Raw genomic sequence first — 18848 nt, 5'->3', positions numbered from 1 at the left:
AGCGGCAAAGGCTGGAGGGCCTTTTCAGGCACCTCCAGCCCTCCAGGGGGTCTGAATTACTTCAGTTCCACCTTGGCGCCAGCGTCTTCCAGCTTCTTCTTGGCGGCTTCAGCGTCAGCCTTCGACAGGCCTTCCTTGACAGCCTTGGGAGCGGCTTCCACCAGGTCCTTGGCTTCCTTGAGGCCCAGGCCGGTGATTTCGCGCACGGCCTTGATCGCCGACACCTTGTTCGCGCCTGCATCCATCAGCATGACGTTGAACTCGGTCTGCTCTTCGGCCACGGCGGCGGCAGCACCACCGCCGGCACCGGCGGGAGCGGCCATTGCAGCGGCGCTCACGCCGAACTTCTCTTCGATGGCTTTCACCAGGTCGTTGAGTTCCAGGACCGTCATGCTGTCGAGCGCGGTCAGAAATGCGTCTTTATCGAATGCCATTTTTGTTTCCTAACAATTGGGTTGAATATTTCAAACGCAAGGCTTATGCAGCCTGCGCTTCTGCCGGTGCATCGGCGGGTGCAGCTTCGCCACCACCGCGCTTCTCGGCCAGCGCCGCGAGCACGCGGGCGGTACGAGAGATCGGGGATTGCATCAAGCCCAGCAATTGCGCCAGCAGCACTTCCTTCGAAGGGATGTTGGCCAGTTGCTTCACGCCGTTCACGTCCAGGGCCTTGCCGCCGAATGCGCCGCCGCGAATCACCAACTTGTCGTTGGTCTTCGCGAAATCGGCCACCACCTTGGCGGCGGCCACTGCGTCTTCGGAAAAGCCATAGATCAGCGGACCGGTCATCTGGTCGCCAACAATCTCAAACGCGCTACCAGCGACAGCACGGCGTGCCAGCGTGTTCTTCAACACGCTGAGGGTCACACCCTTGCTGCGAGCTTCGCTGCGCAGTTTGGTCATATCGGCCACCGTGATGCCACGGTATTCCGCCATCACGAGCGTTTGAGCTTTAGCGGCGAGGCTGGTCACATCACTGATGACCGCTTCTTTCTCACTGCGATTCAGACTCAAGGTCTACTCCTTTTAATGCGACCTTCGGCCGGGGCCTCGGATCGCGCTTCATGCAGCGACCAACTGTCAGGAACAAAAATCAAATTCCTTGCAGCGGGATCGCCATCTGCGCTGGCTGCCGGACAAAAGGTCCGGCAATTAAGTGCAGGCACCCTGCACACCAGCGGTCTTGGATGGCCCACGGCAACCGAAGCTGCCGCGACCCACCACATTCGCCCCACCCTTCCGGGTGAAGCAAATCTCTTTAGCTCGCCGAGATGGTTTGCGTGTCCACGCGGACACCCAGACCCATGGTCGACGACACAGCCACCTTGCGCAGGTACACGCCCTTGCTGGTCGCCGGCTTGGCCTTGACCAGAGCGTCGATCAGCGCAGCGAGGTTGCCTTGCAGCTTGTCGCTGTCGAACGAGCGGCGGCCGATCGTGCCGTGCACGATGCCGGCCTTGTCGACGCGGAACTGAACCTGGCCAGCCTTGGCGTTCTTCACGGCCGTGGCGACGTCCGGAGTCACCGTGCCAACCTTGGGGTTGGGCATCAGGCCGCGCGGGCCGAGGATCTGGCCGAGCGTACCGACGACGCGCATCGCGTCAGGGGCAGCAATCACGACGTCGAAAGGCATGTCGCCAGCCTTGACCATGGCAGCCAGGTCGTCCATGCCGACGATGTCGGCGCCGGCGGCCTTGGCTTCTTCAGCCTTGGCGCCCTGGGCGAACACGGCCACGCGCTTGGTCTTGCCGGTGCCGTTGGGCAGCACGACGGCGCCACGCACGACCTGGTCCGACTTCTTCGCGTCGATGCCGAGCTGCACGGCCACGTCGATCGATTCGTCGAACTTGGCGGTGGCGGCGTCTTTCACGATACCGATCGCGTCAGCCAGCGGGTACAGCTTGTTGCTGTCGACCTTGCCAGCGAGCGCTTTTTGCTTCTTGGTCATCTTGGCCATTTACACGCCCTCCACATTCACGCCCATCGAACGGGCAGAGCCGGCGATGGTGCGAACTGCCGCGTCCAGGTCGGCGGCAGTCAGGTCCTTCATCTTGGTCTTGGCGATCTCTTCGAGCTGTGCGCGCGTGATCTTGCCGACCTTGTCGGTGTGCGGACGGGCCGAGCCCTTGTCCAGCTTGATGGCCTTCTTGATCAAGGTGATCGCCGGCGGCGTCTTGATGATGAAGGTGAAGCTCTTGTCAGCGAACGCGGTGATGACCACCGGCAGCGGCAGACCAGGCTCGACGCTCTGGGTCTGCGCGTTGAACGCCTTGCAGAACTCCATGATGTTCAAACCACGCTGGCCCAGTGCGGGACCGATGGGTGGTGACGGGTTGGCCTTACCAGCTGGGACTTGCAGCTTGATGAAGCCGACGATTTTTTTCGCCATGCTTTGCTCCTTGCGGGTGATATCGCCTTGGCTTTCGCCGCGGCTCCCCGGGGTTGAACGACTCTTCGATCAAGGCCGCGCGCCGAGTCGGACAACGCGCAGCCGGGAATGGTTCCGGTCCGCGGACCGGCGGGGGCTCAGGTCTTCTCGACCTGGCTGAACTCGAGCTCCACGGGCGTTGCGCGGCCGAAGATCATGACCGACACGCTGACCTTGCTCTTCTCGTAGTTGACTTCCTCGACGGTGCCGTTGAAGTCGGTGAACGGGCCTTCCTTGACACGCACGAATTCGCCCACGGTGAACTCGACCTTGTGGCGCGGCTTCTCGGTGCCCTGCTGCATCTGGCTGACGATGCCTTCGACCTCTTTCTGCGAGATCGGGGCCGGACGGTTCTTGGCGCCGCCCACGAAACCCGTCACCTTGTTGGTGTGCTTCACCAGGTGCCAGCTCTCGTCGTCCATGATCATTTCGACCAGCACGTAGCCGGGGAAGAAGCGGCGCTCGGTGGTGCGCTTCTGGCCGTTCTTGATCTCGACCACTTCTTCGGTCGGCACCAGGATGCGGCCGAACTTGTCCTGCATGCCGGCGCGGTTGATGCGCTCGATGATGTTGCGCTCGACGGCCTTTTCCATGCCCGAGTAGGCATGCACCACGTACCAACGCAGATCAGGGTTGGCGGCGGGAGCCAGCACGGAGGTGCTTTCTTCCTCCGGCGTGCCCGGCGTGGTGTCAACTGCGTTCACTGGATCAGCGGTCATTTATTTTCTCCAGCCCAGAATGAGGTCGAAAAACACCCATTCGAGCGTCTTGTCGGTGAGCCAGAGGAAAACGGACATGACTGCCACGAAGGCAAACACGTAAGCCGTCATCTGCATTGCTTCCTTGCGGGTCGGCCAGACGACCTTCTTGACCTCGCGCCACGAATCGCGGCCGAAGGCCCACAACTGGCGGCCATTCTCCGAGCTGCCGAAGGCGCCCACGGCCGCGGCCAGGCCGACCAGCAGCGCAGCCCATTGCACCAGCGAGCCCTGGCGCGCCAGCAGATAGAACGCCACGATGGCGCCCACTGCCAGCACCACCGACGCGGCCAATTTGGCCTTGTCGGCACCCGTGCTCACGGTTTCGATTTGAGAAGTGGCCATGTTTGGCTGATTTCCTGTGGCCTTTCGGCCTTCAATTCAATGCGCCTTCTTGAGACGCCGAAGCCCATCGGGTCACGATGGGCTTTTTTAGCCTCCCATCGGGTCAACGACGGGCTTCTTTCGGAGGCGCCACCTAGGTGGCAGGGGCAGTAGGAATCGAACCTACAACCTTCGGTTTTGGAGACCGACGCTCTGCCAATTGAGCTATACCCCTCCGGTACTCTTTGCTCGACTTAGATGTCGAGGATCTTTGCCACGACGCCCGAACCCACGGTGCGGCCGCCTTCGCGGATGGCGAAGCGCAGGCCTTCTTCCATCGCGATCGGGTTGATCAGCTTCACGGTGATGCTGACGTTGTCGCCGGGCATGACCATTTCCTTGTCCTTGGGCAGCTCGATCGCGCCGGTCACGTCCGTCGTGCGGAAGTAGAACTGCGGACGGTAGTTGTTGAAGAACGGCGTGTGACGCCCGCCTTCGTCCTTGGACAGCACGTACACCTCGGCGGTGAAGTGCGTGTGCGGCTTGATCGAGCCGGGCTTGCACAGCACCTGGCCGCGCTCGACTTCTTCGCGCTTGGTGCCGCGCAGCAGCACGCCGACGTTGTCGCCAGCCTGGCCCTGGTCCAGCAGCTTGCGGAACATTTCCACGCCGGTGCAGGTGGTCTTGACGGTCGGACGGATACCGACGATCTCGATTTCCTCGCCAACCTTGATCACGCCACGCTCGACAGCACCGGTCACCACGGTGCCGCGGCCGGAGATCGAGAACACGTCTTCCACGGGCATCAGGAAGGTGCCGTCCACGGCGCGCTCGGGCGTCGGGATGTAGGTGTCCAGGGCGTCGGCCAGCTTCATGATGGCCTGCTCGCCCAGCGGGCCCTTGTCGCCTTCGAGGGCGAGCTTGGCCGAGCCGTGGATGATGGGGGTGTCGTCGCCCGGGAACTCGTACTTGTCGAGCAGTTCGCGCACCTCCATTTCGACGAGCTCGAGCAGTTCGGCGTCGTCCACCATGTCGCACTTGTTCAGGAACACGATGATGTAGCCCACACCCACCTGGCGCGCCAGCAGGATGTGCTCGCGGGTCTGGGGCATGGGGCCGTCGGCGGCCGAGCACACAAGGATGGCGCCGTCCATCTGGGCGGCACCGGTGATCATGTTCTTGACGTAGTCGGCGTGGCCGGGGCAGTCGACGTGGGCGTAGTGGCGGTTGGCCGTTTCGTACTCGACGTGGGCGGTGTTGATGGTGATGCCGCGGGCCTTTTCTTCGGGCGCCGCGTCGATCTGGTCGTAGGCCTTGGCTTCGCCGCCGAACTTGGCCGACAGAACGGTGGCAATCGCCGCCGTCAGCGTGGTCTTGCCGTGGTCAACGTGACCGATCGTGCCCACGTTCACGTGCGGCTTGGTGCGGGTGAATTTACCTTTTGCCATTTTTCGACTCCGAAAAAAACGATTTCAACGCATGCAGATGGGTTGCAAACCTGCAGTTGCAACCCCCTAGAAACTGGTGCCCTTTGCGGGAATCGGACCCGCGACCTCTCCCTTACCAAGGGAGTGCTCTACCACTGAGCCAAAAGGGCTTTGTCTAACCAATCGCTTCCGGCGTCGAACCGGGTCTCTGGAGCGGGAGACGGGAATCGAACCCGCGTCATCAGCTTGGAAGGCTGGGGTTCTACCATTGAACTACTCCCGCATCGGGGGCACTTCAAGGCACCCAAAGCGCTAGATCCAATCGCTCTTAGAAACCAAATTCATCGCTGGTGGAGAGGGCTGGATTCGAACCAGCGTACTCGTAAGAGGGCAGATTTACAGTCTGCTGCCATTAACCACTCGGCCACCTCTCCGGCGAACCTCGAAATATAGCACGGTTTTGTGACTACGCAGAACCCCAGCACCAAGAAGAAGCGTGAGAACTGCACGAGGCGTGAACTGCAGGGATTATCCGCGAATTCACTCGCCCGCCCGGCGCGCCTCCCGCCACGCACGCGCTTCGCCAAAATGTCCGCAGCCGATGAAGGGCGCGGGCGGACGCAACGCAGAAAGCGGCGACGGATGATTGGACATCAGCACCTTATGGCGCCCAATATCGATCAACGCACGCTTACTTTGGGCATGCGAGCCCCAGAGCATAAAAACAACAGGTTTCTCGCCGTCCGATACATGGCGGATGACCGCATCGGTCAGCACCTCCCAGCCGCGGCCCGAATGGCTGGCCGGCTGCCCCTCCTCGACCGTGAGGCAGGTGTTGAGCAGCAGCACGCCGTGGGTCGCCCACTTCACCAGGCTGCCGCCCGGATTCGGGAACGGCGGCGGCGGCGCGCCAAGGTCGCGCTGGAGTTCCTTGAAGATGTTGCGCAGCGACGGCGGCAGCGCCACGCCGGGCGCCACCGAGAACGCGAGCCCCTCGGCCTGGCCACGCCCGTGGTACGGGTCCTGCCCCAGGATGACGACGCGCACGTCTTCGGGCGGCGTCAGTTCCAGTGCCCGCAGCGGCTGCGGCGGGAAGATGACTGCGCCCGCATCAAGGCGCTCGCGCAGGAAGCTGCGCAGCTTCTGCCCCACGATGCCGGCAAAGAAGTCGTCCACCAGCGGCTGCCAGCCTGGCGCAACGGGCCAGTCGGCGGGATCGCTGCTCGCCAGCTGATCGGGCCGGTTCATTTGAACAATGCAGCGAGCGCCTCGCCGGGTTCCTTGGCACGCATGAAGGCCTCGCCAACCAGGAAGGCGTGGACGCCGGCCGCGCGCAGCGTGGCCACGTCCTCACGCGTGGCAATGCCCGATTCGGTGACGGCCAGCCGGTCGGCCGGCAAGCGGGGCAGCAGGTCGATGGTGGCCTGGATCGACACCTCGAAATTGCGCAGGTTGCGGTTGTTCACGCCGATGAGCGGCGTCTTGAGCTTGAGCGCGCGCTCGAGCTCGGCCGCGTCGTGCACTTCGACCAGCACCGCCATGCCCAGCCCGCGTGCAATGGCCTCGTAGTCCTTCATCTGCGCGTCGTCGAGGCAAGCGGCAATCAACAGGATGGCATCGGCGCCCATCGCACGCGATTCGTACACCTGATAGGCGTCGACGATGAAATCCTTGCGCAGCACCGGCAGGTCGCACGAGGCGCGGGCCTGCTTGAGGTAATCGACGCCGCCCTGGAAGAACTGCTTGTCGGTCAGCACCGAAAGGCAGGCCGCGCTGATCTCGCCGTCGCCTTCGGCATAGCTCTGCGCGATGTCGGCCGGAATGAAGTCTTCGCGCAGCACGCCCTTGCTCGGGCTGGCTTTCTTCACTTCGGCGATCACGGCCGCATGGCCGGCGGCGATCCTGGCGCGCAGGGCGCCTTCGAAATCGCGCGTCAGCACGCGGCTTTCCGCGTCGAAGCGCACGGCTTCCAGCGGGCTTCTTTTTTGCGCTGCAGCAATTTCCTGCCGCTTGACGGCAATGATCTTGTCGAGGATGTCGGACATTTTTCTGCGTTCCTGCCTGTTTTATCGCTTCACGCTGCCGTGGAGGCCTTGACCAGTTCGGCCAGCTTGGCCCGCGCTGCGCCCGATGCGACGGCTTCGCGCGCGCGCTCGACGCCTGCGGCCACCGAGTCGACCACGTTGGCCGCATACAGCGCCGCACCGGCGTTCAGCAGCACGATGTCGAGGGCCGGACCGGCCTGGTTGTCGAGCACCCCCAGCAGCATCGCCTTCGATTGCTCCGGCGTTTCCACGCGCAGCGCGCGGTTGCTCGACATCGCAAAGCCGAAATCCTCGGGGTGCAGTTCGTACTCGCGGATCTCGCCGTCCTTCAGTTCGCCCACCATGGTGGCGGCGCCGAGCGAAATCTCGTCCATGCCGTCACGCCCGTAGACCACCATCGCGTGCTCGGCGCCGAGCCGCTGCAATGCGCGCACCTGGATGCCCACGAGATCGGGGTGGAACACGCCCATCAGGATGTTCGGCGCGCCGGCCGGATTGGTCAGCGGCCCGAGGATGTTGAAGATCGTCTTGATGCCGAGCTCCTTGCGCACCGGCGCCACGTTCTTCATGGCCGGATGGTGGTTCGGCGCAAACATGAAGCCGATGCCCACCTCCTCGATGGAACGCGCGATCTGCTCCGGCTGCAAATTGATGTTGACGCCCAGCGACTCCAGCACGTCGGCGCTGCCCGACTTGCTCGACACGCTGCGCCCGCCGTGCTTGCTGACCTTGGCGCCCGCCGCGGCCGCGACGAACATCGAGCAGGTCGAGATGTTGAAGGTGTGCGATCCGTCGCCGCCGGTGCCGACGATGTCGACGAGGTGCGTGGTGTCCTTCACCGGCACCTTGGTCGCCACCTCGCGCATCACCTGCGCGGCCGCGGTGATCTCGCCGATGGTTTCCTTCTTGACGCGCAGGCCGGTGATCAGCGCCGCCATCATCACGGGCGAGCACTCGCCGCTCATGATGAGCCGCACGATGTGCAGCATCTCGTCGTGGAACACCTCGCGGTGCTCGATGGTGCGCTGGAGCGCTTCCTGGGGGGTGATCATGGTGAGTCTCCTCGGTGTTTTCAGGGACCGACGCGGCCGGCCGGCGCGTCCGTGAATGCAAGCTTGAGGCCGAAGCCGATGAACAGGACGCCTGCCGCGCGGTCGAGCCAGTGCATGCCCTTCTGCACGGCGCTCTTGCGCGCCATCCAGCCCGCGAATGCGGCCCATCCCACGATGACCGGAATGGAGTTCAGGTTGAACAGCACGCCCAGCAGCACGAAATACAGGCCCTTGTTGTCGGCGCCCGGCGCGATGAACTGCGGCACGAAGGCCAGGAAGAACAAGGCGACCTTGGGGTTCAGCACATTGGTCCAGAAGCCGCCGAAAAAGATGTCCTTGAGCCCGCGCTCGCCGGACGCGGCGGCAGCTTCCTGCAGATCGGCCGGCGGCCCGGCGCGCGAGAACACCATGCGCACGCCAAGGTACAGCAGGTAGGCCGCGCCGACGTACTTGAGCACCGTGAAGGCCGCCGCCGAGGTGGCCAGCAGCGTGCCGACGCCGACCGCCGCCGCGAAGATGTGGACGAAGCAGCCGGTGAGGATGCCGAAGCCGCCGACGATGCCCGCGCGCACGCCGGAACGCAGCGAGTTGGCGACGATGTAGAGCACGTCGGGCCCCGGCGTCAGGTTCAGCAGCCAGCCGGCGGCCATGAAAGCGAGCAGATGCGGAAGATCGGGCATCACGGGCTCCTTCTGGTCAGGCGTTGAAGAAACCGCGGATGGCGGCCACGGCGCGGTCCACGCCGGCCGCATCGACGTCGAGGTGGGTCACGAAGCGCAGGCGATAGAGCCCGGTCGCGAGAATGCCCTGCTGGTTCAGGCTCGCGATCAGCTCCGACGAACGCGCCTGCGCAGCCCCGGTGAGATCCGCGAACACGATGTTCGTGTGCGGCGCCTCGACCGTCAGGCCCTCGATGCCTTCGAGCCCTTGTGCAAGCCGCTGTGCCGATGCGTGGTCGTCGGCGAGTCGGTCGACGTGGTGGTCGAGCGCATGCGAGGCCGCGGCGGCGAGCAGCCCGGCCTGCCGCATGCCGCCGCCCGCCATCTTGCGGATGCGGTGCGCCCGTGCAATGAACTCGCGCGAACCGACCAGCGCCGAACCGATCGGAGCACCCAGCCCCTTGCTGAAGCAGACCGACACGCTGTCGAAGCACTGCGCGATGCGGCGCGCCTCGGCGCGGATGTCGCTGCGCTTGTTCAACGCCGCCTGCGCTGTCGCGGCATTGAAGAGGCGGGCCCCGTCCAGATGCCGCTGCAGCCCCTTGCGCTTCGCCAGGTCCGTCGCCGCCTGCACGTATTCGAACGGCAGCAGCTTGCCGCCCAGCGTGTTCTCCAGCGCCAAGAGGCGCGTGCGCGCGAAGTGCGCGTCGTCGGGCTTGACGGCCGCCTCGATCTGCGCCAGCGGCAGCGTGCCGTCGGGTGCATGGTCGAGCGGCTGCGGCTGCACGCTGCCGAACACCGCGCCGCCGCCGCCCTCCCATCGGTAGCTGTGCGCCTGCTGGCCCACGATGTACTCGTCGCCGCGGCCGCAGTGCGAAAGGATCGCGCACAGGTTGCTCTGCGTGCCGGTCGGCACGAACAGCGCGGCCTCGAAGCCCAGCAGCGCGGCGATCTTTTCCTGCAGCGCGTTGACGCTCGGGTCGGTGCCGAAGACGTCGTCGCCGAGCGGCGCCGCCATCATGGCCTCGCGCATCGCCGGGGTGGGCTGCGTGACGGTGTCGCTGCGCAGGTCGACGAGCAAGGAGCGGTCTGTCATGGGGGGTCAGTCCAGAAAGTTCTTGAGCATGGCGTGGCCGTGCTCGGTGAGGATCGATTCGGGGTGGAACTGCACGCCCTCGATGCGCACGTCGTGCGCAAAGCCGGTGTGGCGCACGCCCATGATCTCGCCGTCGTCGGTCCAGGCGGTGATCGCCAATTCCTTCGGGCAGCTTTCGCGCTCGATGGACAGCGAGTGGTACCGGTTGACGATGAACTTCTCGGGCAGCCCCGCGAACACGCCTTCCTGCGTGGTCGTGATCTCGCTGGTCTTGCCGTGCATGAGCTGCTGCGCGCGCACGATCGTGCCGCCGAAGGCCGCGCCGATCGCCTGGTGGCCCAGGCACACGCCGAGGATCGGCAGCTTGCCCGCGAACTCCTTGATGGCCGCCACCGAAACGCCCGCTTCCGCCGGCGAACAAGGCCCCGGCGACACCACGAGGCGCGTGACGCCCGAAGCGATCAGCTCGCCGATCTGCGCCACGGTGATCTCGTCGTTGCGGTGCACCTGCACGTCCGCACCCAGCTCGCCCAGGTACTGGACGATGTTGTAGGTGAAGGAATCGTAGTTGTCGATCATCAGCAGTTTCATGGCTTGCTCACAATCCGGTGCACGCCCTTGACGACGGGGAACACGTTGAAGTTGATCAGAAGGCCCAGCTTGAGGCCCGAGAGACGCAGCGCGGCCAGCACCTGCGCGCGGTGCAGGTCGGTCAGCACGTCGACCGCCTTGAGCTCGACGATGACCGACTGCTCGATCACGAAGCCCGCGCGGTACACCTCGCCGAGCGAGCGGCCCTTGTAGCTGGCCGACAGCGCCACGTCGCGCGTGAAGCCGATCTCGCGCTCGGCGAGTTCGATGGCCAGTGCCGCGGCATAGGCGTCCTCGCTCAGGCCCGTGCCGAGCACGCGCTGCACCTCGACGGCGGCGCCGATGATCTCGTGCGAGAAATCGTTCTGGATGTCGGGTACGTTGCTCATTCCAGGCCTTCCTCGACCAGTTCGGCGGCACGCAGCAGTGCGCGCGCCTTGGCTTCCGTCTCTTTCCACTCCAGCTCGGGCACCGAATCGGCGACCACGCCGGCCGCGGCCTGCACATGCAGCATCTGGTCCTTCACGATGCCGGTGCGAATGGCGATGGCCACGTCCATGTCGCCCGCATAGCTGATGTAGCCGCAGGCGCCGCCGTACAGGCCGCGCTTGGTGGGCTCGAGCTGGTCGATGAGCTCCATCGCATGCACCTTGGGCGCGCCGGTGAGCGTGCCGGCCGGGAACGTGGCCTTGAGCACGTCGATGGCGGTCATGCCGTCCTTCAACGTGCCTTCGACGTTGCTCACGATGTGCATCACGTGGCTGTAGCGCTCCACCGCGAAGGCCTCCGTCACCTTGACGGTGCCGGTCTTGGCGATGCGGCCGATGTCGTTGCGCGCGAGGTCGATCAGCATCACGTGCTCGGCGCGCTCCTTCGGGTCGTTGATGAGTTCTTCCTCGGCCGCCTTGTCGAGCTCGAGCGAAGCGCCGCGCGGGCGCGTGCCGGCCAGCGGGCGGATCGTGATCTTCTGCTCGCCCTCGCCCGTGTTCTCCTGGCGCACCAGGATTTCGGGCGAAGCGCCCACCACGTGGAAATCGCCCAGGTGGTAGTAGTACATGTAGGGCGAGGGGTTGAGCGAACGCAGCGCGCGGTACAGAGACAGCGGCGACTCGGTGTAGCGCTTGCTGATGCGCTGGCCCACCTGCACCTGCATGAAGTCGCCGGCGGCGATCATTTCCTTGGCGCGCTCCACGGCCGCAAGATAGTCGGCCTTGGCAAAGCTGCGCTCGGGCGGATGCGGCTGCGTGGGCTTCACGACGGGTGCGCTCACCGAATACTTGAGCTTTTCTTTCAGCTCGCGCAGGCGGCGCTTGCCCACCGCGTAGGCCTCGGGCTGCTTCGGATCGGCATAGACGATCAGGTAAAGCTTGCCCGAGAGGTTGTCGATGACCGCCAGTTCCTCGCACTGCAGCAGCAGGATGTCGGGGCAGCCCAGCGTATCGGGCGGGCAGCTTTTTTCGAGCTTGCGTTCGATGTGGCGCACGGTGTCGTAGCCGAAGTAGCCGGCAAGGCCCCCGCAGAAGCGCGGCAGGCCGGGCCGCAGCGCCACCTTGAAGCGCTTCTGGTACTCGGCGACGAAATCGAGCGGATTGCCTGCAGCCGTCTCGACGACCTGGCCATCGGTCACCACTTCGGTCTTCGCATCGGCACCGAAGCCGCTGGCGCGAAGCAGCGTGCGGGCGGGCAGGCCGATGAAGCTGTAGCGCCCGAAGCGCTCCCCGCCCACCACCGATTCGAGCAGGAAGCTGTGCTTGCCGCCGCCCTGCGAATGGGCCAGCTTGAGATAGAGGGAAAGAGGCGTTTCGAGGTCTGCAAAGGCCTCGGCCATCAGCGGAATACGGTTGTAGCCCTGGGCGCTGAGGCTCTTGAATTCAAGTTCGGTGATCACGGATTCGTTCTCCAGTTGCCTGCGGCACTTCTGGGGCCGGTGGCAAGGTCATTCACTGGTGGTCCGGCGTCGAGAAGCGATCCGGTACCGCGGGCGCACGGCGTGCGCCGTGCAATCAAACAGTCAGCGATGTATGGCGACGCCAGGGCCAGGCTCCCCGGCTGCCTTCACCTGTTTGAATGATGTGATGAACGAACATGGAGCGTGGAGTTTAGCCCACGAAAACGCCGCCGGGTGCAACCGCCGTCTTCAGGGTTCCCCCGAGGGCACGCAGTAAAACGAAAAGATACATTCGCACGATCGTTCGCAAATCAAGGAAGCCACGTGCCTGCCCTTTCGCTCCCGACCCTGTTCTCCCGCCTGGCCGTGCTGGCCTGCGTCTGGTTCGCACTCGGCGCCTCGGCCGCGCAGGTCGATGTGGCGGGCGTCAAGCTGAACGACACCGTCGACCTGCGCGGCAGCACCCTGCAGCTCAACGGCGCGGGGGTGCGCTACAAGGCCGTCTTCAAGGTGTACGCGGCGGGACTGTACGTCGGGAAAAAAGTCTCCACGCCCGAGGAGGCGCTGGCCGCGCCCGGGCCCAAGCGCGTGGCCATCACCATGCTGCGCGACATCGATGCCGACGAGCTGGGCAAATTCTTCACCAAGGGCGTGGAAGAAAACTCGCCGAAGAGCGAAATGGTCAACCTCATTCCAGGGCTGCTGCGCATGGGCCGGATGTTCTCCGACCAGAAGCAGCTCAAGGCCGGCGACACCTTCACCATCGACTGGCTGCCCGGCACCGGCACGCTGGTGAGCGTGCGCGGCGTGCCGCAGCCCGATCCGGTGAAGGAGCCGGCGTTCTTCAACGCCCTGCTGCGCATCTGGCTCGGGCCGGCACCGGCCGACTGGAAGCTCAAGGACGCGCTGCTCGGCAAGTAGCCGCAGCGCCGCAGCCTTCTTGCCAAATTCGTCAGGAAGCGGCCCGGTCGAGCTCGGCGAGCGAATCCAGGAAGCCGTCGGCATCGACGCCGCGTACCGGCTCGCCGTGGTTGTAGCCGTAGGTCACGAGCACCACCGGGCAGCCGGCGGCGCGCGCGGCCTTGGCGTCGTTGCTCGAGTCGCCGATCATCAGCGTGCGCGCGGGAGCGGTGCCCAGCGCCTCGCAGGTCTTCAGGAGCGGCAGCGGGTCGGGCTTCTTGCGCGCGAAGGCATCGCCGCCGAACGCGAAGTCGAAGAAGCCGTCGAGCCCCTTCGCAGCCAGCAGCGGCTTGGCGAACGAGGTCGGCTTGTTGGTGAGGCAGGCCAGGCGCAGGCCGCGCGAGCGCAGCGCCTTCAAGCCCTCGGCCACGCCCGGGTACACCGCCGAGTGCTGTCCGTTGATGGCGAGATAGTGGTGCTGGTAGCGCTCCCAGGCCCGGTCGAAAAGCGCCTGCGCGCGCGCGTGCAGCGCCTGTGCGTCGGCGCCCTGAGGCGCCGCGCCGCCGGATGACATCACGTGCGCGAGCGCCGAAAGAATCAGGTGCTCCGATCCCTTTCCCACCATTTTCTCGATGGCGGCCGGCGCCACTGCCGGCAGGGAAAGGTCGTCGAGCATGTGATTGAGCGACACCGCGAAATCGCCGAGGGTATCGACCATGGTGCCGTCGAGATCGACGATGGCGGCATCGAAGCGGGTGTGGTTGAAGCTAATAGAGTTCAAAACAAACTAATAGAGTTCAAAAAACTGCTCTGTACTTTACCGGGCATGAAGAAATAGAGTTCAAAACATTTCGATGGCGTAGACGGAAGGCGAAGGCTCCAGACTTAGCTCATCGACGATGGCCGCGCCGAGCCGGGTGAAGTGCAGTTTTCGCCGATGCAGTCACAATTAAACGATCAGATTTTGTACGTCGCCCGACTTGGGGAGGACGCGGGACGCGACATGTGACAAGCAGGTTGCGCGCGCCGACCGGGCCCGCCCGAGAAACCGGTAGGCCCCGACCGAGAGCCGAGGTTGAAGACGCCTTGATGTCACTCACTGATGAGCCAATAAGCCCTGGCTACGCCGCCTCGCTTCGCGTATTCAACCCCGAACATCATCAGGTCAGCCAAATGGCCGTCGACCGCCTCGCGACTTATGCCCGGTTGCACTCCAACAACGGTAAAGCTTCGTTTTGTGGCCACCGTATCTTGCAGCAGTTGAGCAAGTTCCTGGAGATTTCCGACAACGAAGCTAGAGGGAAACCGGTGTCGCTGATGCATACGGTCCCGCATATGAGCCAACAGCGTGGCTACATCACAGTAGTACACCGATTTTACCAGTTGGCCGGCGACTTCGTATACATCACCGACTCGCCCTCCGGTCGGAGCGCCGCCGGCTCCTTTGCAGTGATAGAGAGCAATATCAACATCTCCCGCAGCTGAGACGGTCACGGCAATGTAGTCCGCCGCCTCTCCAGAGCGATGATCGTAGAACAGAGCCACCAGACCCGGTACAGCCCGCAAGTGCTGCTCCAGATGCTCTTGAACCGTGGTTTGACCGGCGAGCGCTGCACGCTTCCGCGCCGCGTCAGCCGTTCCATCGTTGGGTAAAAACTCGACTCCGATGGAGCACCCGTTCCAGTCAATGAACTCTGCATCTCCAGGCGTCAATGCCGCCGCTTGAATTTGCGGTGCAGCCATAAGATTCATCCCCTCAAAAGAGGACTTGTCGGCCGCATAAAAAACCGGCGGATGCTCTCGCAGCCATTCGTCGAGCGGCATCCAATCGTCGATTGCCGACTCGACCTGGATGGCTATCACCTCGTCCAGGAGAGAGACCATTGGTCCGTTTTGGATCGAGAATCGCATGAGAATGGAGTCTTCTTCATGGATGACCTTGAAGTCCATTCTTCCTTCCGCTGGCAAAGGGACGAACTCAGCCAGCTCGCAGTCGGTGAGTCTCTTGTAGGAAGCATCACCCCCGGCCCGCCAGTACCGTATGCGCGGATTCGTCTTGAACCCGGCTTTGGACCAGCTCCCCGCAATGACCACTTGGGGAATTTCTCGCAGTTGCGTTGCAGCGCGCACGATGTCCAGTTGCGTTTGGGCAAACGGGGCGTTCCCGACAAGCCGAGCATTCATCCGCTCGACCCAATCCATAAACTCGGACACGGAGAGATTCTGATTGCTCCAGATGCGCGAACTGCTGCTTGCGCCTATGGTCTCCTTTTCGCTACCGGCCATGCCGCTGCCGAAGAAGTGTCCCTGCGAATAGGCTCTGCCATCTCCAGCCGTGACCGCACGTTCTGCGGCGGGCCCCGTGAGGGTCCGATACGTCTCGCCTTGAGAGTTGAAAGTGGTGTTCTTCAAGCCGACGTTGTAGAAGCGCACCTCATCCAGACCAGCTCGGGCCCGACTGGTCTCCTCGTAGCTCAGAGGTCGCGAGCTTTCACAGACTTCATTCATGAGGCCCTGATAAATCTTCTCGGTTCGCCTTGTTGACCCGATGTAGCAGAGCCCGCCGGCCGGGAAATACATCAGCAAGAATGCGTCATGCCGGATGTTCATCAGCACGTCAGAAGTCGCCCACTTGGGCGGATTCTCATCGACCGTCAGCACAAGGCTGACCGTTCCGTCCTCCGTGACCCATTGCTTGACGGCACGCAGTGCCTTGCCCACCGTATCGCCAATCTTCGAGAAGTCGGGGGCCTCTGAGCAACGAAAGACGCGAACATGCGCATAGAGCTGAAGGACGAGTGGAGACACCGCGTCGTAGTCGGACTCTGCGACCTTGCTCACAGAGAATCGCTCAAGAACTGCCTGCTCCTCCGCATTTCCTTCAAGTTCTTCTTGAGCCGCGTTGTCAATCATGAGGGCGAGGTCAACGCCTTCTTTCAACAGTGCATTTGGAGCGTCAACAATACGCGCGAGGGGTGCGATCAGTGTTGCATCTCCGGTTGTGTCGTCGCTTCGAGCAAAGCGTCCTATGAACTGAATCGTCGGCACCAGGGAGCGATGAGGCGCGTGCAAGGCGGCGACCTTCAACTTGGGAAAATCGTATCCCTCGCCAAACATGTCGACGCACACAATGCCTTGCAGCTCTCCAGACAGAAGCTTCTTCTCGTATTCGTCCTGCTTTCGCTTGCCAACTTTGCTGTCGATAGCTTCGACCGCGACCCCAAGGCCGCGGTAGATTGGTACAAGCTCCCGCGCGGCTTTGATGTTCGCCGCTCGAACAAACAATCGATGGTCCTTCCCCTGTTGCGCATCGGCTTGCAATTGAGCGACGGCGGTCACAGCGATGGATCGATCAATCTCAGCGTCGTTGAGGGGATCAACAACCGGAGCGGCGCGGAACGACACTGGACGGAAAGCGCCTTCGTCAACCGCACGTGTCACTGGGTAGCGATAGACCAATTTTCCCGGAATAACGCGGCCGTCACGCCTGAATGGTGTTGCCGTGAGAAAGAGGAATCGAGCGCTCTTGAAATGCGCCAAGAAGGCGGCCCACGTATCTGCAGGGGCATGGTGAGCCTCATCAAAAACGATGAGGTCGAACAGATCTTCGCGCGCACCTGGCGCCAAGGAGGGAGAAGCGCTTGACGGCGTCGAGACTACAACGTCCTGTTCAGCAAGCTGCTCCCACGCGGCAGCATCTTCAGGCCGCCCTTCGAGCCTGGCGACCATCGGATTTGGAAGCTCCGCAGGAATAGCACCGATTCTTCGAAGCGTGGAGAGCTCACGAAAATGAGAGGTGACTTGTTTACGCAGCGCGTCGGAGGGCTCAACGATGAGAACACGCTGCGCGCCTGTGAGCAGCGGCAAGGCCATCATCAACGACGTCTTTCCGTAGCCTGTAGGCAGACACACGATGGCCGGGTCCTCGTGAATGGTGGCGTGGGCGAGAACCGCATGAAGCGCGCCAAGTTGCCCGAGTCTGAAACCTTGATTCGGCGTCGAGCCCTGCTTTGCAAGGTTCAATGCGTCGCAATGTGCCGCGAAAAATCCAGCCATAGCCCCTCCAATAGTTCTTCTTGTTTATACGCGCTACATAGGGTGTAGGGACCTCCATTCCCATCAATATCATTTCAAACGCCTCTGACTCAACCGTCGTTCACTTGCAGGAAAACACCTGTCAACCCATCCGCCGGATCAGTGTGCCGTGCCCTGCGGATGGGTTGGCGATGTGCATGATGCGACGCCGTGCATGCATTCCAGACTGGTTGCATAGGCGGGATGTTTCCCACCTCAGCTATGGTCTCAAGCTGAGAGCCTCAACCACCTCCGAGGGTGCGGCCTTGTGCTGTCAATATATGGCGGGAAAGAAGCCCGTTCCCCATCGGGTGTCGCATTGATGAGACTTCTCAATTCCCGGGTCTTCGCAGAGATCCGAAGCATCGCGAACTGCATGAGCAAGCCGCTATTGCGTCGCCAATCGTTCAGCAATCTCACGCGCACCCATATCTCGGACTGCAGCGAGATTTTCGAGCTGTCCTGCCCGCGGACGGGCCTTGCCTTGCTCCCAGTGATAGACCGTCTGTCCGGACACACCAACCAGCTGTCCGTAGCTCGCGGCGGATAGACCAAGCTTTGCGCGATGTGCCACCAACCTGGTTGCGCTGAATCGACGCTTCGTACTCGCAGGCGCTTCATGATCTGGGCCAGTCGCTGGGACAGTCCGCGTCGTTGCCTTCGCGAAACGACGTAGCTCCTTCTCGAGCGCATTCACTTGGCGGCGTAGCTCGGCAATTGACGCGCGATGCGCGACCGATGCCTTCTTGAGCGTTTCGATCTCAGCGCGCACTTCTTTGCGAGCAACGCGAGAGATTTCGGTTTTAAGGATCGAGGCAATATTTGGCATGGGTGCATTGTGCCGCTTGATGGCGATACTGAAGTACGGAGGAACAGGCGGTGTTGAAAGCAACGGCAGCGGCGTCCCTGGCGTCACTTCCAAGTCGCCTCGATCTACGCATCCTGGCTTATTGGATGCGAATGACAGCGACGTTTTCCAAACGCGCATTGCGCGCATTGATCGGCACCCACACATGACCGCCACGGAGCACGCCCAGCATGGCGATCAGCGTCAGTGCGCTATTGGGCGCGTAGATGGCGACGTGCGCGCCATCCGGGATACCCGCTCGACGCATCGCGTCAGCCGCCTGATGACTCAATTGTGCCGCTTCGCCGTAGGTGTACTGCGCGGCGGAGTCCTTCACGAACACCCGCTCCGGATCCAGCTGCACGCCGCGGTCAAAGAAATCGATGACTCGCATGCATCGGCCTGGTTTGCACGGTAGCCTTCACCGCCTCCATTGCGCTTGATCTCTCGACTGATCGTCGATGCCGCTCGACCGAGCCGAGCTGCAGTTGATCGAATCGATTCGCCTGCCGCAATCGCTCTCGAGATCTACTCGCGTTCGGCCAGCGTCAGCACAGTCGATGCGCGCGATCGCTGCGCTGGTCGGAATCCCGCCTGTCTCTGCAAGTATTCGGTGGATCGACGTGTGGGGTCGATCGAAGAGCTTGCCGATCTCATGCAGCGTCCAGCCTTGCTTCCAGCGCTCCCACATCAGCGCCTTCTGGCTGTCCGAATAGTAGATCCGTGGCCGCCTCTTCATCTGTAACACTCGTTCCGCCTACG

The 18848-nt window shown here is 63.1% G+C and carries 20 protein-coding genes, 4 tRNA genes and 1 pseudogene; 1 reads left to right on the top strand and 24 read right to left on the bottom strand.

Going from position 1 to position 18848, the window contains the following annotated elements:
* Positions 1-56: 56 nt before the first annotated feature.
* The 19 genes from rplL to trpE all read right to left on the bottom strand — a co-directional run bounded on the left by rplL (position 57) and on the right by trpE (position 12265).
* Complete coding sequence (gene rplL, locus VAPA_RS03675; RefSeq protein ID WP_012745750.1) at positions 57-434, bottom strand: 50S ribosomal protein L7/L12; 378 nt, start codon at positions 432-434, stop codon at positions 57-59.
* A 43-nt stretch (positions 435-477) separates the two neighbouring features.
* On the bottom strand, positions 478-1011 hold the full coding sequence (gene rplJ / locus VAPA_RS03670) for a 50S ribosomal protein L10 (protein WP_012745749.1): 534 nt from the start codon (positions 1009-1011) through the stop codon (positions 478-480).
* A gap of 244 nt (positions 1012-1255) precedes the next feature.
* Complete coding sequence (gene rplA / locus VAPA_RS03665; protein WP_021005420.1) at positions 1256-1954, bottom strand: 50S ribosomal protein L1; 699 nt, start codon at positions 1952-1954, stop codon at positions 1256-1258.
* The gene (gene rplK, locus VAPA_RS03660; RefSeq protein ID WP_012745747.1) at positions 1955-2386 is read right to left on the bottom strand and encodes a 50S ribosomal protein L11; all 432 of its coding nucleotides are present in this window, start codon (positions 2384-2386) and stop codon (positions 1955-1957) included. It lies immediately after the preceding gene.
* Positions 2387-2523: 137 nt separating this feature from the next.
* Positions 2524-3144, bottom strand: coding sequence for a transcription termination/antitermination protein NusG (nusG, locus tag VAPA_RS03655; RefSeq protein WP_021005419.1), 621 nt, complete (start codon positions 3142-3144; stop codon positions 2524-2526).
* On the bottom strand, positions 3145-3528 hold the full coding sequence (gene secE / locus VAPA_RS03650) for a preprotein translocase subunit SecE (RefSeq protein ID WP_012745745.1): 384 nt from the start codon (positions 3526-3528) through the stop codon (positions 3145-3147).
* Between the two features lie 138 nt (positions 3529-3666).
* A tRNA-Trp gene (locus VAPA_RS03645) sits at positions 3667-3742 on the bottom strand.
* Positions 3743-3761: 19 nt separating this feature from the next.
* Positions 3762-4955, bottom strand: coding sequence for an elongation factor Tu (gene tuf / locus VAPA_RS03640; RefSeq protein WP_021005418.1), 1194 nt, complete (start codon positions 4953-4955; stop codon positions 3762-3764).
* 74 nt (positions 4956-5029) lie between these two features.
* A tRNA-Thr gene (locus VAPA_RS03635) sits at positions 5030-5104 on the bottom strand.
* Between the two features lie 39 nt (positions 5105-5143).
* A tRNA-Gly gene (locus VAPA_RS03630) sits at positions 5144-5217 on the bottom strand.
* A gap of 65 nt (positions 5218-5282) precedes the next feature.
* A tRNA-Tyr gene (locus VAPA_RS03625) sits at positions 5283-5368 on the bottom strand.
* 106 nt (positions 5369-5474) lie between these two features.
* Entirely contained in the window at positions 5475-6182 is a 708-nt protein-coding gene (locus tag VAPA_RS03620) for a uracil-DNA glycosylase (RefSeq protein WP_021005417.1), read from the bottom strand.
* Complete coding sequence (trpC, locus tag VAPA_RS03615) at positions 6179-6979, bottom strand: indole-3-glycerol phosphate synthase TrpC (RefSeq protein ID WP_021005416.1); 801 nt, start codon at positions 6977-6979, stop codon at positions 6179-6181. The genes VAPA_RS03620 and trpC overlap by 4 nt, the downstream gene beginning before the upstream one ends.
* A gap of 29 nt (positions 6980-7008) precedes the next feature.
* The gene (gene trpD, locus VAPA_RS03610) at positions 7009-8031 is read right to left on the bottom strand and encodes an anthranilate phosphoribosyltransferase (RefSeq protein ID WP_021005415.1); all 1023 of its coding nucleotides are present in this window, start codon (positions 8029-8031) and stop codon (positions 7009-7011) included.
* A gap of 20 nt (positions 8032-8051) precedes the next feature.
* Positions 8052-8711 (bottom strand): LysE family translocator, encoded by a 660-nt coding sequence (locus VAPA_RS03605; RefSeq protein ID WP_021005414.1) that lies wholly within the window; start codon positions 8709-8711, stop codon positions 8052-8054.
* A 16-nt stretch (positions 8712-8727) separates the two neighbouring features.
* Positions 8728-9786 carry a low-specificity L-threonine aldolase gene (ltaE, locus tag VAPA_RS03600; RefSeq protein WP_021005413.1) on the bottom strand — a complete coding sequence of 353 codons (1059 nt, stop codon included), beginning with the start codon at positions 9784-9786 and terminating at the stop codon, positions 8728-8730.
* Positions 9787-9792: 6 nt separating this feature from the next.
* On the bottom strand, positions 9793-10377 hold the full coding sequence (locus tag VAPA_RS03595; protein WP_021005412.1) for an aminodeoxychorismate/anthranilate synthase component II: 585 nt from the start codon (positions 10375-10377) through the stop codon (positions 9793-9795).
* Positions 10374-10766, bottom strand: coding sequence for a GxxExxY protein (locus tag VAPA_RS03590; protein ID WP_021005411.1), 393 nt, complete (start codon positions 10764-10766; stop codon positions 10374-10376). Before VAPA_RS03590 ends, VAPA_RS03595 begins: the two co-directional genes overlap by 4 nt.
* A complete protein-coding gene (trpE, locus tag VAPA_RS03585; RefSeq protein ID WP_021005410.1) occupies positions 10763-12265 on the bottom strand; it encodes an anthranilate synthase component I in 1503 nt (500 codons plus the stop codon). The genes VAPA_RS03590 and trpE overlap by 4 nt, the downstream gene beginning before the upstream one ends.
* Before the next feature lie 324 nt (positions 12266-12589).
* Here trpE and VAPA_RS03580 point away from each other — a divergent pair, with 324 nt between their 5' ends.
* The gene (locus VAPA_RS03580) at positions 12590-13186 is read left to right on the top strand and encodes a chalcone isomerase family protein (RefSeq protein ID WP_021005409.1); all 597 of its coding nucleotides are present in this window, start codon (positions 12590-12592) and stop codon (positions 13184-13186) included.
* Between the two features lie 31 nt (positions 13187-13217).
* Here VAPA_RS03580 and gph read toward each other — a convergent pair whose 3' ends face one another.
* The 5 genes and pseudogenes from gph to VAPA_RS03555 all read right to left on the bottom strand — a co-directional run.
* The gene (gene gph / locus VAPA_RS03575) at positions 13218-13946 is read right to left on the bottom strand and encodes a phosphoglycolate phosphatase (RefSeq protein ID WP_021005408.1); all 729 of its coding nucleotides are present in this window, start codon (positions 13944-13946) and stop codon (positions 13218-13220) included.
* 311 nt (positions 13947-14257) lie between these two features.
* The gene (locus VAPA_RS03570; RefSeq protein WP_021005407.1) at positions 14258-17221 is read right to left on the bottom strand and encodes a DEAD/DEAH box helicase; all 2964 of its coding nucleotides are present in this window, start codon (positions 17219-17221) and stop codon (positions 14258-14260) included.
* 406 nt (positions 17222-17627) lie between these two features.
* Positions 17628-18068, bottom strand: coding sequence for a helix-turn-helix domain-containing protein (locus VAPA_RS33740; protein ID WP_021005406.1), 441 nt, complete (start codon positions 18066-18068; stop codon positions 17628-17630).
* A gap of 118 nt (positions 18069-18186) precedes the next feature.
* Complete coding sequence (locus VAPA_RS03560; protein ID WP_021005405.1) at positions 18187-18480, bottom strand: AMP-binding protein; 294 nt, start codon at positions 18478-18480, stop codon at positions 18187-18189.
* Positions 18480-18825 (bottom strand): annotated as a pseudogene (locus VAPA_RS03555) (helix-turn-helix domain-containing protein); the annotation flags it as partial. The pseudogene VAPA_RS03555 and the gene VAPA_RS03560, both read right to left, overlap by 1 nt.
* Positions 18826-18848: the final 23 nt, after the last annotated feature.

Origin of the sequence: Variovorax paradoxus B4 (assembly GCF_000463015.1) — a bacterium.
Taxonomy (GTDB): domain Bacteria; phylum Pseudomonadota; class Gammaproteobacteria; order Burkholderiales; family Burkholderiaceae_C; genus Variovorax; species Variovorax paradoxus_E.
The sequence above is the reverse complement of the archived record's forward strand: the minus strand, read 5'-3'. Positions and strand labels throughout refer to the sequence as shown.